The organism is Butyricimonas muris (assembly GCF_046365375.1).
Classification (GTDB): domain Bacteria; phylum Bacteroidota; class Bacteroidia; order Bacteroidales; family Marinifilaceae; genus Butyricimonas; species Butyricimonas muris.
Genome location: NZ_JBKEIT010000011.1, coordinates 48,355 through 63,798 on the forward strand (window position 1 = coordinate 48,355; position 15,444 = coordinate 63,798).

Here is a 15,444-nt window from a genome sequence, read left to right on the forward strand (position 1 = left end):
ATAAGTTATTCAAGCAGATAGCATACAGAAACAAGTTTAGTTCGATGACTTGATTCACGGTATTTTATACCATGAAAATAGGCTCAACACCCACTTGTATAAGGGTTGGTGTGAAATTGCAGGCTGAAATTGCAAACAAAAAGGGAGAAATTGATAAATACAATTTAATACTCATAGCGTATTTTTGACAAACCATTTAGGGTTAAAGGTCTTTCCGGAAATCACCCGAAGCCGGAAGTAAAATAGTTGAAGTCCGCAATATGTATTAATGATTCAACAAATTCGGGTAGGATTGATGTTACGATATGGAGGGAATTTTTAAGAAGATTAAAAAGAATAGATTCAGAGGTATGCTTATACTGCTCTTGGCCATTTGTGTGGCTTGTATCGACGAGATACAAACACCGGTCAACGAAGAAGCATACATATCTATTGATGGAATCATCAGCCGGGCACACAACGGTGTGCATGATGGTGATTCGGAAGATTACATCGTGAATACACTTCGTGTCATGGCATTTGACGCACAAGGTGACATTAAAAGTAACAAACTATATAATATAGGTGTTAGTACAACGGTTAAACATCCGATTGAAACGGGGATATATAATTTAATGTTCATAGCCAATGAACCCCATAATGTTTCTGTCGTTAACGCGTTGGATGGTGTGACATCGCGAAATGACTTTGACACGATTTCTTTTCCTGCCTCGGCTTTTACAGCCAAGGAAATCATTCCCATGATACAAAGAGTAGATAACGTGGAAATCCTGAGCGGTGGTAAAATCAAGGTTGACGGTGGAAGTGAAACCTCTCTTTTAAAATTAACATTAAACAGGCTTGGAGTCCGTCTTGACATTATTTTAAAGGCAAAGGAAAACCTGAGTCAGGCATTTGCGGGGCTTACTTTCAGTAATATCCCCGACCGTGTACCCCTCTCCGCGAACTACAATGTTGCACAAATCAATCGTAACGAGACTCGCACGCTTACCCCGATAGATGACGGAAGTCATTTCTCGGACGAAACACCTTCGGAAACCGATATCGTGTGGCAAAAGAAAGTGACTAGGATTATTGTACCCTCTAATTACTTTACTCCTACATCCGCCCAGAGTAACGCGATGAAAATGACAGTAAACTTGGAAGATAAATATAACCCGGATGCCAATCTGAGAATCGAAAATAATAATTACACGCTCCCGGCAAACACGAAATTGGACGTGATCGCCACGATTAAGATGCCGTTGGAAGTCAACATCAAAGCATCCGAATGGAATCCGCACTGGAATAACTGGATCATTGACGGCGAACGCAAGTTGAACGTATCCCAAATAGAGGCAACAATCACACCGCTGAACGGAGTACGAATTTCGTTCTCGTCGAATATGCCTCACGTGTGGGTTGCCGAAAACTGTTACGATCAGAATAATCAACCGCAACTCACGGCAGCTTTATTCAATGAATTAGTCGGGGGGTGGTGGAACAACGAAAATCCCACTCGTTTTACTTACAATTACGATCCGACCACAGGTATCGGAGAAGGATACATGGATATTATCATCCAAGGTAGTCAAAGCGGATTTACCGTGGGACAAATCAATCAACACAAACTCGTATTATGTGCCGGATTGGAAAAAAATGATAACGGAAACCTGCAACGTGAGATCACGATCAACACGAATATGCTTTTCGATCATGGTTACTACAACGAAATGGTGAGTAGAACCGATTACGTGAGTACATTCCACAAGCACAGCGAACGCGGGGAACGAGTAATTTCCAATTTCCGTAATTTTACCACGTGGAATGGCACGGAGTGGAATGATGTCAGGGAATTCGATCCCAATGGAGTTGAAACAACAGACCATGGTTGGTTCGATTATCAATTACAATGGAAAGCAAAGATTATTTCAGGAGATGATTTCTTTGTTATCAGCCCGACACCGAGTTTTGACCCGAATTTAGGAACCGATACACCCGACAATCCGGAAAGATACCCGGTAACCGACGGGAAAACCGAAATCACGGGATACGGGAGAACTTATTTCCGCGTGGGAATGAAAAACCAATACGCGACAGGAAGCACGAACAAATATGGAGCTATCGAAGTCACCGTATACGACTACAGTATACAAGCCGTCGCCACTTACACGATTTACGTGCGTCAAGGTGAAACGGACGATTATCTGATGCGTCCCGGCGATGCCATTTTGGACGGTCCCATGCAAGGCGCACCACGGAGTAAAGCCCGAAAAGTCCCGGTTTACAATTTAACCGCACCGGAATTTAAAACAAACCCGTGGACAACAACGGAATACGTGAAATTAACCCCGTCACAATACACGGGAGGCCCCGGTTACGCGAACTACTTTACAAACTATCCTTCGCAAGCAGGAACCCATTTCCTCGGAATGATTCCCTCGTACAAGGATGCGGCATACACGGCTTACCAACGAAGAGCTTATACCCCGTTCAAAGATATCATATCCGATTGGATAGATAAAGACAACGGTGTTATAAATGATTGGGAAGAAGAAAACTACGGTACAATTTACTGGGGAACCGGGACAAATCGTGCTGATAATGAAGTCTGTCCCCCGGGGTATCACCGTCCTATAGACTGGTCGGAAACCAGTCGTTCGGGCGAAATGGATACACAAGCAGCTCTTGCATGGTCAGAAATACGCCAAAGCTTGTTCCAGAACCCGTCTTCCGGTGTCGTGAACTATTCTCAGTCCGGGAAACTAAACGCAGTATGGGGCAAGGTAGCCGATGGATTCTATGATCGTCACAGAACCGAACTATGGGGTAGCTTAGCAGTTTCCAACACAAACGCCAACGCGGCGTACGCGGGTACTCTATTCTACAACCCGAATAATTACGCTTCCGTGTTTTTTCCCGGTGCGGGACGTAGAGACGCAGGGTACGAGTACGACATAATAGAAGAATCGGGTAAATTAATGTACACGGGAGGGGCCGGATATTATTGGACAACAGCTATGGCCCCGATAGCCGGCGTAGTCGAGCATGGTAGCTCAATATTATTCGTCAGTGGTCCGCTTTGGGACAAATCCGTGGCTTTCATGGGTTTGAGCGCAAACACTTACGGTCTTTCGGTTAGATGTTTCGTAACAGAATACATTTCAGTACGATAAATTAAAATAAAGCATATGATGAGTTGGCAAAAATATAACATACAGTTTCTCTTAACCGCGATAATGGCGCTGGTATTCTTCTCCTCGTGTATCGACGAGACGACAGCTCCGGAAGAGGAGCCTGTTGTGTCCGACGACAAGGTACAACTCGAATTGTTTACCAGAATTGACCCGTACAATATCCCGAACGCACGTTCCATGGCCAATGAATATTACGTGGACACGAAACCATGGATACTTGTATTCAAAGGGAATGATGCCAAATTCGCGGAAGCCGTTCAGGTTATAGAAGTCAGCGGAATCAACAAGAGATACGCCGTCCTCACGAAACAATCGGAACCGTGTTGGTTATTGATTCTGGCTAACCCGCAAGACTATTTCTACACGAGTGCCACACAAAGTTATACTTATTCCGTGGGTACATTGGGAACTGCCTTGCAGGATAAATCATTGAGCGAGGCATGCCGGATGCTGCGCACCCAACCGTTGAATAACCCGCAAACCACGATACCGTTCGTGAACGCGACAAACAGCATACCGCTCCCGATGAGCCATGTGGAATACTTATCGGACGGGATAAACGAGAGCACGAAAATAGGAAGTTCCACTCAACAGATTGAACTTACCCGTGCCGTTGCAAGAGTGGAAATAATAGACAAAACAGCCAACTCTCGTTTTGATTTCAAAGGTATAACAATGGTTGCAAACACCTCAAAACAAGGACTATTACATAATTTCACCGGCACACTGGAGAATATCCCCGCCGATCAAACAGAATACAAGCACGATGCTTCGTATTCGGCAGACATCGTTCAAGCCGTTCTGGAAGGAACAGAAAAGAACACGACGGCAAGTCCCGTTTATCTTTACGAGGCAAAAGATCAAAGTGACATATACTTGATTATACGTGCTACTTACGACGGAGAAGAATGTTTCTACAAATTGGCCATTGTCGATGGAGAAGGAACACGCATGGACATAAAAAGAAACCAACGATACATATTCAATATCACTCACGTCAGAGGTATCGGTTACTATTCGGTAGCTGACGCGAAAGAATCTTTGGCATCAAATACAAACTTGGATTACACGATCACCGTACGCGACGAATCTTCCTATGAAATAAGTTCGAACAACGATTATTACATGGGAGTCAGTAACTCACATTACATCGTGTACGGCGATGTCGGTACAACCAGAGAATTTCACGCTTTCACGTTATCGACAGACTGTATACGCCCGTTCCCCGATAAAAGAACGATCACGGTTTCTCCCGGATTGACATTGACGAACCCGGGTACAAATGAACTCCCCATCGTCACGAATACTAGCCCGGAAAAGACGGAGATTAAGCTAAGACTCGATGCCGCATTCAGCACGGGTACCGTCAAGCTGGAACTGGGAAATCTGGATAAGACGATAAATATCGAACGTCGGGATAGATTATCCCGGATCGAGAACACGCTGACTTTCCCCGAATTCTACTGCCTATCCGGTTACGTGGAAGAAGATGATGCCAAGAACTGGATTCAATTGCATTCCTCCTCCGGTGCACGGGACGTGACAGACCAGATTATCGTGGAAGACGGAGTCATAAAAATATACGTGACAAGAAATAGTTCAGGGAAAAGATACGGCACAGTCTATCTGACGACCATACAGAATCCCGGAACGTCGGCAAGTCACATCGTGCGCATCAAGATATATATAACGCAACAAGAAGTAATCAACGTGTAATTAAATAAAGAAAAGATGACGATATTAAAAAAGGTACTGATAGCAGCATTGTTCATGGTCGGGTGGATACTACCCGAGGCGAACGCGCAAAAAGTTGCCGTGAAAAGTAACTTATTGTACGATGCCACCACGACAATCAACCTGGGAGTGGAAGTCGGCTTGGCACGCAAGTGGACATTGGATGTACCCTTCAATTACAACCCGTGGAAACCGGCCAACGGCAGACGACTGGCACACTTCGGCGTGCAACCGGAAGTGCGTTATTGGTTCTGCGAACGTTTCACCCGTATGTTCGTCGGGGTACATGCGCATTACGCCGATTTCAACGTGGGCGGCTGGCCTAATTGGTCGTTTATCAGCAAGAACATGCAAAACCACCGCTATCAGGGTGAACTGTATGGTGCGGGATTCAGCTTCGGGCGCTCGTGGATACTAAAGAAACGTTGGAGTATAGAGGCTACCGTCGGGGTCGGGTACGCTCATATCAAATATGACAAATACCCTTGCGCGGATTGCGGACTAAAAGTGAAAAGCGGGCACAAGAACTATTTCGGTCCCACGAAAGTAGGAATCTCATTGGTGTATCTCATAAAATAAGGAAAGTGATGAACAGGATAATAAAATACATAACGGCAATACTTGTGATATTCCAAGTGGGTATGTCCCATTCCGCGGCACAAACCCGTTCTTATACAGGAAATGTCCTCGTGAAAGCCGTACGGATGGAACAAGCGGGCAACTTACTTCACGTGGACATAGATTTCATTTTCGACGACTTGAAAGTCAAGTCGGCACATGGAATGGACTTGATCCCGCAACTGGTTACCCCGGAACGGACGTACAATCTACCGAAAGTATCCTTCAAGGGACGGGACGAATATCTGTCGTACGAACGGAAACTGGCTCTTATCGGTTACAATCCGCGGGTAGACACGGACAAAGCATACGTGATCGAGAAAGTTAGCAAGAAGAAAAACGGGACACTGAACTACCGTTACACCCTCCCCTACGAATCATGGATGGCATACGCCGCCCTCGATATGCAATACGACGAATGCGGGTGCGGTGACACGGAATTGATGCGAGTGGAACGCCTTCTCGATCCGACACCGCCTGTTGAAGAGTATATCGTTACCCCTTATCTCGTGTACATCCAACCGCCGAGAGAAGAGATCAAACGTCGGGAGATTCACGCCGAATGTTTCCTCGATTTCGAGGTCAATCAAACCGTGATCCGCCCGTACTACATGAACAATCCCCAAGAATTGGCAAAGATACGTAACATGATCAATGACATAAAAGACGATCCGAATATCACGATAAATCGTCTGGACATCACGGGATTCGCTTCGCCGGAAGGGACACTGGCAGGAAATCAACGCTTGTCGGAAGGACGTTCCAAGGCTTTGGCAAATTACCTTGCCACGCAGTACGACTTCCCGCGTAACATATACCATATCTCTTTCGGGGGAGAAAACTGGGCAGGTCTTGTAAAGGCTGTTGAAGCAGGACACATGGAATACAGGAACCAGATACTCGACATTATCGAGTACACGCCATCCTCGGCAGAGAGAAAAGACAAGTTGAAAAAACTGGCAGGAGGTGTCCCCTACCGTCACATGTTGCGCACCATCTACCCGAGTCTGCGTGTAGCCATCTGCAAGGTGGACTACAACGTGAAGAACTTCGACGTGGAAGAAGCGAAAATAGTTATACTGACAAGACCGCAAGACTTGAGCTTGAACGAGATGTTCTTGGTGGCAAATACCTACCAGTACGGCTCACAAGAATTTGTCGACGTGTTCGAAACAGCCGTCAGACTCTTCCCGAAAGACGAGATTGCCAACTTGAATGCCGCTATCTCCGCGCTTACGCGTAATGATATGGTATTGGCAGAGCGCTACTTGAATAGAATAACCCCGGAGAACTATCCGGCAGAATATAACAACGCCATGGGTGTACTCGCCCTATTGCAAGGAAATTACGAGAGAGCGGAAACCTATCTGCAAACAGCTGCCGCCAATGGGCTGGAAGTTGCCAAGCAGAACTTAGAAGAATTGGCAAGAAAAAAAGCCAATGCTATTGAAATAGAAAAAAGGAATAAATAATCAATTATTAATCACATCTTAATCAATTTGTAAAATGAAAAGAATGAACAAATTTTTTACTTTGGTATTTGCAGCGTTAGCTTTCACTGCATTTACAGCATGTAGCGACGACAAAAGCGGACCCGACGGCGACGACATCGCCCCCGAGGGAGAAGCATGGACTACACTTAGAATAAGCAGCTCCAGCAATCTGGGACGTGCGATAACCAACCCCATGCCGGGTGACACCTATCCTTCCACGAGTCCCGAGGAAACGGAAGCTCAAGAAGTTTTAGCTATTTTCTTTAATGGATATGATGCGACAAGCGTGGTAACAGATGTAAAGCAAATCACGCTCAAACCCAATTCCACTATCAGTGATGCTTTCTTGGTTTCGGACAAATCAAAATCGATATTGGTTATAGTGAACCCGCCTAGCAATTTCCCGACTTTTACCAAAGGACAACCTTTTGCCACGGTAAATGCTGCTCTCGCGGTACATACGGACATCTACACGGACAACAAATTTATGATGACTAACGCCAAAGGTGGTTTGGAACCTTCATTAAATGACGGTTCTCCCGCTGCCGGTTTACCGTTGTTCACGAACAAAGCTGATGCAGAAGCATCCGGTAATGCCATGAAAATCAACGTAGACCGTGTTGTATCGAAAGTACGTGTATACGTAACTTATGCCTCCACAGAAGCTTTTCAGGTTAGAGATGCGAGCTGGGTAATAAATCTCACGAATAAATGGTACTATCCGGTATCAGAGAGAGTTAAAACTTTCTTAGACACACCCACAACGCTTGATGAATACGAATTAGGTACATACCGTATTGATCCGAACTTCGATCACACGAACATTCCCTACCCGTCAGCAGTTTTCAACGAGCAATACGACTTCTACACACAGCAAGACGTGATAGATAATAAGATTACTTGGATCAATCCCGTCAATTCAGCAGATCCCAATCCCGCCGGGAAACCTCAATACTGTGCGGAGAATACCCAACGCAAAGAGGACAATACCTATGCTTACACGACCCAAGTATTGCTGAAAGCAACTTACTTGCCCAAGTATAAGACATTTGACGGTCAAACAACCGATGTACAAGAAGGAAACAATGACTGGATGGACATCAATGGCGGTTTCTACACCTACACCGTGATGTTGGGATGGATTGAGGATGAATTGACCAAAAAATACCAAGACAAAAACCCGGCAGGATACGTTACAAACGTGACTACCGCTTTCAACAAATACTTGAAGTATCTCGAAGGTAAGGGAGTTGCTAACGTACAGGAAGTAGTTATCCCGAATGACCTCACCGGTACATCGGTAGCAGACCTTGTACAAGCATTTGAAAACCAAAAAGCAGGTGTTGTTGCTAACGGTGCAGATGTGGATACGGACGAGATTGTAAAATACTACAAATCCGGTATCAGTTACTACCCGATCGCTATCAAACATGATAACGACACAGACGGTTCCAACAATGAATTCGGAGAATTCGGCGTGGTTCGTAACTCTATGTACGACATCAAAGTTAACTCCTTCAACAACCCGGGTTACCCGATCATTCCGGAGCCGGATCCAGACAAGAAGGATGAGTTTGAATATTGGTTAGCTATCGAAATCGGTGTTAACCCGTGGACGTGGTATACTCAAGAAGAAAACCTATAAGCGTTCTACGCGTAAAATTAAGTATGGGATTCGTCCCATACTTAATTCACCCAAAACGTGCGTTTCCTTTAATAACAATAGAAAGACAGAAAAATGAAATTCAAAAATCTCTTACGTCAAATAGCATTAGGTATTCTGGTAATCATCCCGGGAATATTCCATTCCTGTGACAGTATTCGGGAAGACCTTAAAGAATGTCGCCTACTTGTTCGGTTCAAGTACGACTATAACATGCTCTCCACCGACGCATTCCACACGCAGGTCGATAAAGTAGACCTATACGTGTTTGACGAAGAGGGCAAGTTTCTATTCATGCAATCCGAGGAAGGCACTCCCTTGACAACCGGCGACTACCGCATGGAATTGCTTCTCCCTATCGGACAATACAAACTCCTAGCGTGGGCGGGAGTACATGACTCGTACGAGGTAACCAACCTCGAACCCGGTGTATCGACCTTCACCGAGATAGAACTCAAGTTGAAACGCGAGGCATCACTCGTCGTGAACAAACAAGTAGAACCCCTCTGGTACGGGGAATTAGCCGACGTGGACTTTACCGGGATAGAGAACACCACGACAACCATCAACCTGATCAAGAATACGAATACAATCCGTTTCGTGTTCGAGAATCTGGGCACGAGCAATTTCGACGTGAATGACTACACGTACGAACTCTCCGAATCGAACGGATACATGGGTCATGACAATGCATTGAAGCCTGACGATGTACTGAGTTATCAACCTTATCATATAAACCAGTCCTCTGCCACCACGGGCGTTATCGAACTCAACACCATGCGGCTGATGACCGACCGCCTGAATAATTTTGCAGTGAAAGACAAAACCACAGGCACTACCCTATTCAACGTAGACCTGACCGATTTTTTCCTTCTGCTCCGTCACGAAGAACATAAAAACAAATGGGGTGACCAAGAATATTTGGATCGCAAAGACGCCTATGACGTGGTATTTTACCTTTCCGGCTCCACCAACGCATGGTTAAGTATAAGCGTCATCATCAACGGCTGGACGTGGTACTTGCAGGAAGAAAATCATTAAATCTAAAATCAGTCGAATCTTTTCGTGTACCCGTGGCAATACGGCAGCGTTCCTTTTCGCCCGTAATAATTCTGATGATAATCCTCGGCAACCCAGAAAACAGATGCCGGAGTGAGTTTTGTCACTACATCATATCCTTTCTCCTTCAATTGTCGGATCAACTTCTCGGCAATAGCCTTTTGTTCCGGACTGTTATAAAATATCTCCGAACGATACTGTTCCCCGTAATCCGGTCCTTGCCGGTTCAACTGCGTCGGATCGTGCAACTCAAAAAAGAGTTTTGCCAACGTCTCGTAATCCGTTTTCGACTTATCGAACAACACCCGTACAGCTTCCACGTGTCCCGTTCCCCCTTCGCATACCTCCTCGTATGAAGGATCTTCCACGGTACCTCCCGTGTAACCGGACTCCACGGCAAGCACCCCGGGAGCTTTTTTCATGTAATACTCCACTCCCCAGAAACATCCGCCCGCGAACACAGCAGTATCCACCTTCAACTCGTCGGCAGGTACAAATTCCATTGAAATAGAGTTCACGCAATGCCGGGTATTCTTGGAAGTGAATCCCTCACCCGTGAACACGTGCCCGAGATGAGCCCCACAACGGGCACAAACGATCTCCGTGCGTCTTCCGTCCGCATCCGGCACCCGTTTCACCGCCCCCTTTATCTCGTCGTCAAAACTCGGCCAACCGCAACGGGAATCGAATTTATCTTCCGATCGATACAGCGGAGCCCCGCATTGTTTGCAAACATACGTACCCTTTGCCTTGAAATCATAATATTTACCCGTGAACGGACGTTCCGTCGCCTTGTAAAGTATCACTTGTTTCTCGTCTGCCGTCAATTCTTTCTTCTGTGCCATAATCGTGTAATTTACCAAAAACAACATCAATATCAATAATCCTCTTTTCATAACCTCGTTTTAAATCGTGAAACGTATCCCCGTCCATAAAGTTATGCATTTTTCAAGGCAATATAACAACTTTTCCGAAGCTTTTCGCATATAAAGGATATGAACTAAACTAAAAATTAAGAGATATGACAACAAGAACTGCAACTACAACAGCCGGACCTAAAGGATTCAGATGGTTATACCTAATCTTGGGCATCGTGCTGTTCGTTTTCGGGGTAGGTATCGTTCGCCACCCTGCCGTGTCTTACTTCGGACTGGCAATGTACTTTAGTATTATGATCATCGTGATCGGTATCAGCGAGGTGCTGAACGCCTTCGTGGGCGGAAGCTCCCGCAACTGGGGATGGGGCCTGTTTATCGGGTTACTCGACCTCGTGATCGGTTTTGTTTTACTGCTCCATCCCGCGATAGCCGAAGACATACTCCCCTACATCGTTGGATTTATCCTCATGTTCAAGAGTATAGATTTCATATCCGAGTCCATAGAGATGTCCTCCTTAAGAGTCAGGGGATGGGGATGGATACTCACCGCGGGCATCATCACCCTCATATTCTCGTTCATGATTGTTTTCTTCCCCGTATTCGGGATATTCAACATTATTATCTGGACAGGACTCAGTTTCATGTTCGCGGGAATATCTTCGTTCATTTACGCTTTCGTGAAATAGAAACGGAACGAGGTTCCTTTAGTTTATAAAGTTCGTAAAGTTTATAAGGTTTATAAAGTAGCGGGTGTCCTTCGGACAATGTTTAACGACAACTTATGCTACCGTCGATAAAGCACCCGCAGGAGGCAATCAACTTTATAAACTTTACAAACTTTATGAACCTTATAAACCCTTTTTCTCCTGCCACACGAAACATCCCGGGAACTCTTTTTCGATGTCAACGGGATTATCAAACAGCGCGTACACTGCCGATCCGCTCCCGGTCATAGAAACGTAAAGTGCCCCCAAGGACTTCAAACGGTCTTTTATTTCCCCGATCTCCGGGACTTTAGGAATAACCGAACCTTCAAAATCATTCCGGATCATCTCGCTCCATTCTCTCACGGGCAACTTCCCGATCTCCCGCAAATCAAACATAGCGGCACGCGGTACAATCCCCCGGTAGGCTTCCGGCGTGGATACTCCCCGATCCGGTTTCACTAGCACCATCGAGTAAGCAGCCAACGACAAATCCACGGCTTCCATCAACTCTCCCTTCCCGAAAGCAAACACCGGTCGGTTCCTCACGAAAAAGGCGCAATCACTTCCCAACCGCTCCGCGTACGCCATCAATTGTCCCTCGCTCAACCCCAAAGAGAACAATCTATTCAACCCCACCAGCGTAAAAGCGGCATCGGCAGACCCACCTCCCAAACCGGCACCGTAAGGAATAACTTTATGCAGGTGTACATCGACAGAAGGCAACCCGTGTTCTTCCGCCAACAGGTAATACGCCCGCGTGACCAGATTCTTCTCCGGGGCACAGTCAATCGGGATGCCCGTCGAAGTGAACGAGCATACTCCCTTGCTTCCCTTCACCTCGTGAATCTCAAGAATATCACGCAAGTCTATCGGGTAAAACACGGTTTCTATATTGTGAAAACCATCCGGTCTTCTCTCTGTGACATAAAGTCCTATATTAATCTTCGCGTTCGGGAATAATACCATGTGTAAACTTTATAAACTCTCTTCTGGCAAATGTAGCATTTTTCAGTATATTTGCCAAAGTAAGCTATCATATAAATATTTCGTGCCATGTTAGAATCCCTGCAATCACTAGACCAAACTATATTCTTGGCGCTCAACGCCCTGCACACACCCTATCTCGACTCGTTCATGTATATATTCACCGGAAAACTGGTATGGATACCCCTGTACGCGTCAATCCTGTACGTGTTATGCCGCAATTTCAACCCGCGCATGGCTATTTTCACCGCGATCATGTTCGCGCTACTGATCTTGATCGCCGACCAGACTTGCAGTTCCATATTGCGACCGATATTCGAGCGTCCCCGCCCTTCCCGTAACCCGGAGATCGCGGACATTGTACACCTCGTCAACGGTCGTCGGGGCGGAAAATTCGGATTCCCCTCTTGTCACGCCGCCAACACGTTCGCTTTGGCGTGTTTCACGATGCTACTGTTCAAAAACAGGGCTGTCACCACCTTCTTCATGCTTTGGGCTATCGTCACCTGTTACACGCGCATCTACGTGGGAGTACACTATCCCGGCGACCTGCTTTTCGGCACCGCGGTAGGATTCGCGGCAGGTTTCATCACTTACGGCATCTATCGTTTCAGCCTCCGCGTAAACGGAATCGCCTCCGTTCTGCATTACCAAGAAAACAGGGCTTTAGTAAAACACCCGCATAATATGACTCACACGTCAGTCATCATTTACACGGGCTTGCTCACTATCGCCTGCTTCGCCATCTACTGCATCTGGTGGAGAACGAATTGATTTTAGATTTATGATTTACGATTTTAGATTGAAATCGACAATCACTGAATCATTCTTCTCCCTTTGAATATGACTTTCGGTTCTATCACGAAAGGGATGATCGTCAATGTCGCGCTCAACTCCAGTTCCTCGTCTTTCATTTTTCCCTTGTGGGAATAGGAGAACTTCTGTCCGCCATAGTCCACTTTTCCATCCCCCGCGAGCCGAAAAGCCCCGTCAAGCAGGGTCACGCTACACGGTATCGCTTTCATCTCCACTCCCTCCACGGGCATTTTGAACCCTACCAACTCGAGCCCGACTTTTCCTTCCCCGTCCGTCCCGATCGCCACCTTGCAAGGAATAGGACCGTCGGGAATCAAAGAATTGCCATTGGAATCTTTCGCCATAGACCTGATCTTCTCCGGTATATCTAACGTCGCTTCCCCCTCGTAAACTCCCACCAAGGTCGTCGTATCACAAACGCCCTCACCTTTTTCACCTTTTCCAAAATACAAGATTGCGATAACGAAAGCGATAACAATCGTCACACCCGTTAAAATAAAAATTCTTTTCTTCATCCTTCTATTTTTTCTCTTTACACAATTTTTCTGCCAATTTCACCGATCCGAGGGCGTTCAATATTCCCCCGGAAGCACACAAATCCTCGAAATACACCTTGTCTTTTCCCAGAGCCTTAATCCCCGCGGGACGGGTTACCTCCACCCCTCTCCGGGATGTAACCCCATCAAGCAACACCTGTTTCAACTCCTTCACGCTCAATTCCGGGAAGTAATTCCAAATCAGGGCTGCCACCCCCGCCACCACGGGAGCCGCCATGCTTGTTCCGGTAAACTCCTTGTACTGATTCCCCACGATCGTGGAATAAACAGCTCCCCCCTGCGCGAACAAATCGACCTCATCCTTACCGAAATTGGAACTGTTCACGGGCATCCCGTCCGCATAAGAGTTACCCACGTTAATCAAATTCGCCACCGTCTTCCCGTTACTCAAATACCTTGTCGGATAATCATAAGCATCATTCGTGCAACGACCGTTATTCCCTGCCGCGTGCACAACCAACACCCCTTTCTTTTCCGCGAACCGAAGAGCCGCATCCAGCCATTCCCTGTGCATGGAAACAGAACGTCCCAAGCTGATATTGATAATATTAGCCCCGTTCTCCACTGCGTACCGGATAGCCGTGGCAACATCCTTGTCATACTCGTCGCCACCGTCCGTACACACGCGCAGGCTCATCAACCGCACGTCGGCAACCCCATCAATACCCACCCCGTTATTCCGTGTCGCACCGATGATTCCCGCCACGTGAGATCCATGCTCGTGAGGCGTCATCGCAGCATTGCCGTAGAAACGATCTTTGATATTATTCAGGTCATCCCCCACGCTCTTCCGCCCGTCCGCCTCGTAAGCCCGGAGTTTACTATTATAGCGTCCCTCGAAAGTCGTCAAAAGCGTGTGCCGCAAATTCAACATCTGCTCCCAGTTATACTTGGGAGAATATTTCCAACGATCAAGATAATATTCAAACGCTTTCTTATCCACCACATCCTCCAACTTCTCGCCCAAGGCGACAAAATGCTCCTTGCCCAACTCCACGCCGGGATACATTTCCTTCAACTGCCGATCGAACCCGTCCATACGTTCCGAATAAGTCTTCACGTTTATATAAGTGTTATAAGCATCAGCCAATTCAGATATTTTGGGCAATTCATTCACGTAATAACAATAAAGAGTCCGGTCTTTCTTCGACAAGCGATTCGTGTCCACCCCTTCGAAACGCTTTTTCAGATACATATAATACCGGTCTGCTTCCGCCGATATCGTCTTTACCGTACCCCCATCGGGAGTTCCCAGAAAATTCCATCCATGCACGTCGTCCACGTACCCGTTCCCGTCATCGTCAATCCCGTTACCCGGAATTTCACCCTCGTTCACCCACAAACTCCCCCGCAAATCCTCGTGCGCGATATCCGCCCCACCGTCTATCACTGCCACCACAACCCGCCGCTTCGGCTCACGTCCTTTCAGGTAATCGTAAGCATCATACACGGCTGCCCCGTGTATTCCATCCTTCTCGACAGACCTCAAATGCCAATCATGAGGCAAATTCTTCTTCGTCCATACCGTTTCCTGCCCTTGCACCATTCCACACAAGCACATACAACAGAACAACATTACATACCAATTTTTCATACAAACATTCTTTTATTCATTATACAAATCATCCATGTATTCCTCCCTCTTGCAACCTCCCGAAAGCATAACGAACAACCGACAAAAACGGGGTACACTTACAATTGAAAATGGAGAATTGAAAATTGAAAATTGAAAATTAGCTTCACGAGTTTAAAATTGCCA

Annotated in this window: 12 protein-coding genes; 8 read left to right on the forward strand and 4 right to left on the reverse strand. The window is 46.4% G+C overall.

Annotated features, from left to right (window positions below):
- The first annotated feature begins 350 nt into the window (after positions 1-350).
- The 6 genes from ACK8P8_RS17165 (at position 351) to ACK8P8_RS17190 (ending at position 9,725) form a co-directional block, all read left to right on the forward strand.
- The gene (locus ACK8P8_RS17165; RefSeq protein ID WP_410026098.1) at positions 351-3,155 is read left to right on the forward strand and encodes a fimbrial protein; all 2,805 of its coding nucleotides are present in this window, start codon (positions 351-353) and stop codon (positions 3,153-3,155) included.
- 15 nt (positions 3,156-3,170) lie between these two features.
- Positions 3,171-4,892, forward strand: a complete 1,722-nt coding sequence (locus tag ACK8P8_RS17170; RefSeq protein WP_410026099.1) for a DUF4906 domain-containing protein — start codon at positions 3,171-3,173, stop codon at positions 4,890-4,892.
- A 15-nt stretch (positions 4,893-4,907) separates the two neighbouring features.
- Positions 4,908-5,489, forward strand: coding sequence for a DUF3575 domain-containing protein (locus ACK8P8_RS17175; RefSeq protein ID WP_186976603.1), 582 nt, complete (start codon positions 4,908-4,910; stop codon positions 5,487-5,489).
- Positions 5,490-5,494: 5 nt separating this feature from the next.
- Positions 5,495-7,000 carry a DUF3868 domain-containing protein gene (locus tag ACK8P8_RS17180; RefSeq protein ID WP_410026100.1) on the forward strand — a complete coding sequence of 502 codons (1,506 nt, stop codon included), beginning with the start codon at positions 5,495-5,497 and terminating at the stop codon, positions 6,998-7,000.
- Between the two features lie 43 nt (positions 7,001-7,043).
- On the forward strand, positions 7,044-8,666 hold the full coding sequence (locus tag ACK8P8_RS17185) for an Mfa1 family fimbria major subunit (RefSeq protein ID WP_410026101.1): 1,623 nt from the start codon (positions 7,044-7,046) through the stop codon (positions 8,664-8,666).
- A 93-nt stretch (positions 8,667-8,759) separates the two neighbouring features.
- Positions 8,760-9,725: a FimB/Mfa2 family fimbrial subunit gene (locus ACK8P8_RS17190; RefSeq protein ID WP_410026102.1), complete on the forward strand. Its 966-nt coding sequence runs from the start codon at positions 8,760-8,762 to the stop codon at positions 9,723-9,725.
- A gap of 8 nt (positions 9,726-9,733) precedes the next feature.
- Here ACK8P8_RS17190 and ACK8P8_RS17195 read toward each other — a convergent pair whose 3' ends face one another.
- A complete protein-coding gene (locus ACK8P8_RS17195; protein WP_410026120.1) occupies positions 9,734-10,615 on the reverse strand; it encodes a bifunctional methionine sulfoxide reductase B/A protein in 882 nt (293 codons plus the stop codon).
- 149 nt (positions 10,616-10,764) lie between these two features.
- Between ACK8P8_RS17195 and ACK8P8_RS17200 the strand changes: the two genes are divergently transcribed.
- Complete coding sequence (locus tag ACK8P8_RS17200) at positions 10,765-11,307, forward strand: HdeD family acid-resistance protein (protein ID WP_410026103.1); 543 nt, start codon at positions 10,765-10,767, stop codon at positions 11,305-11,307.
- A gap of 162 nt (positions 11,308-11,469) precedes the next feature.
- Here the strand turns inward: ACK8P8_RS17200 and ispE are convergent, their stop codons facing one another.
- On the reverse strand, positions 11,470-12,294 hold the full coding sequence (gene ispE / locus ACK8P8_RS17205; protein ID WP_369858698.1) for a 4-(cytidine 5'-diphospho)-2-C-methyl-D-erythritol kinase: 825 nt from the start codon (positions 12,292-12,294) through the stop codon (positions 11,470-11,472).
- A gap of 87 nt (positions 12,295-12,381) precedes the next feature.
- Between ispE and ACK8P8_RS17210 the strand changes: the two genes are divergently transcribed.
- Complete coding sequence (locus ACK8P8_RS17210) at positions 12,382-13,086, forward strand: phosphatase PAP2 family protein (protein ID WP_410026104.1); 705 nt, start codon at positions 12,382-12,384, stop codon at positions 13,084-13,086.
- 41 nt (positions 13,087-13,127) lie between these two features.
- Here the strand turns inward: ACK8P8_RS17210 and ACK8P8_RS17215 are convergent, their stop codons facing one another.
- Both ACK8P8_RS17215 and ACK8P8_RS17220 read right to left on the reverse strand, forming a co-directional pair.
- Complete coding sequence (locus tag ACK8P8_RS17215; RefSeq protein WP_186976589.1) at positions 13,128-13,643, reverse strand: hypothetical protein; 516 nt, start codon at positions 13,641-13,643, stop codon at positions 13,128-13,130.
- Positions 13,644-13,647: 4 nt separating this feature from the next.
- Positions 13,648-15,279: a S8 family serine peptidase gene (locus ACK8P8_RS17220; RefSeq protein ID WP_410026105.1), complete on the reverse strand. Its 1,632-nt coding sequence runs from the start codon at positions 15,277-15,279 to the stop codon at positions 13,648-13,650.
- Positions 15,280-15,444: the final 165 nt, after the last annotated feature.

Excerpts from the sequence above, each read along its gene's own strand:
- ACK8P8_RS17175 (WP_186976603.1), top strand. The coding sequence starts at position 4,908 with ATGACGATATTAAAAAAGGTACTGATAGCAGCATTGTTCATGGTCGGG.
- ACK8P8_RS17215 (WP_186976589.1), bottom strand. The coding sequence starts at position 13,643 with ATGAAGAAAAGAATTTTTATTTTAACGGGTGTGACGATTGTTATCGCT.
- ACK8P8_RS17195 (WP_410026120.1), bottom strand. The coding sequence starts at position 10,615 with ATGTTGTTTTTGGTAAATTACACGATTATGGCACAGAAGAAAGAATTG.
- ACK8P8_RS17190 (WP_410026102.1), top strand. The coding sequence starts at position 8,760 with ATGAAATTCAAAAATCTCTTACGTCAAATAGCATTAGGTATTCTGGTA.
- ACK8P8_RS17200 (WP_410026103.1), top strand. The coding sequence starts at position 10,765 with ATGACAACAAGAACTGCAACTACAACAGCCGGACCTAAAGGATTCAGA.
- ACK8P8_RS17185 (WP_410026101.1), top strand. The coding sequence starts at position 7,044 with ATGAACAAATTTTTTACTTTGGTATTTGCAGCGTTAGCTTTCACTGCA.
- ACK8P8_RS17220 (WP_410026105.1), bottom strand. The coding sequence starts at position 15,279 with ATGAAAAATTGGTATGTAATGTTGTTCTGTTGTATGTGCTTGTGTGGA.
- ACK8P8_RS17170 (WP_410026099.1), top strand. The coding sequence starts at position 3,171 with ATGATGAGTTGGCAAAAATATAACATACAGTTTCTCTTAACCGCGATA.
- ACK8P8_RS17165 (WP_410026098.1), top strand. The coding sequence starts at position 351 with ATGCTTATACTGCTCTTGGCCATTTGTGTGGCTTGTATCGACGAGATA.
- ACK8P8_RS17210 (WP_410026104.1), top strand. The coding sequence starts at position 12,382 with ATGTTAGAATCCCTGCAATCACTAGACCAAACTATATTCTTGGCGCTC.
- ispE (WP_369858698.1), bottom strand. The coding sequence starts at position 12,294 with ATGGTATTATTCCCGAACGCGAAGATTAATATAGGACTTTATGTCACA.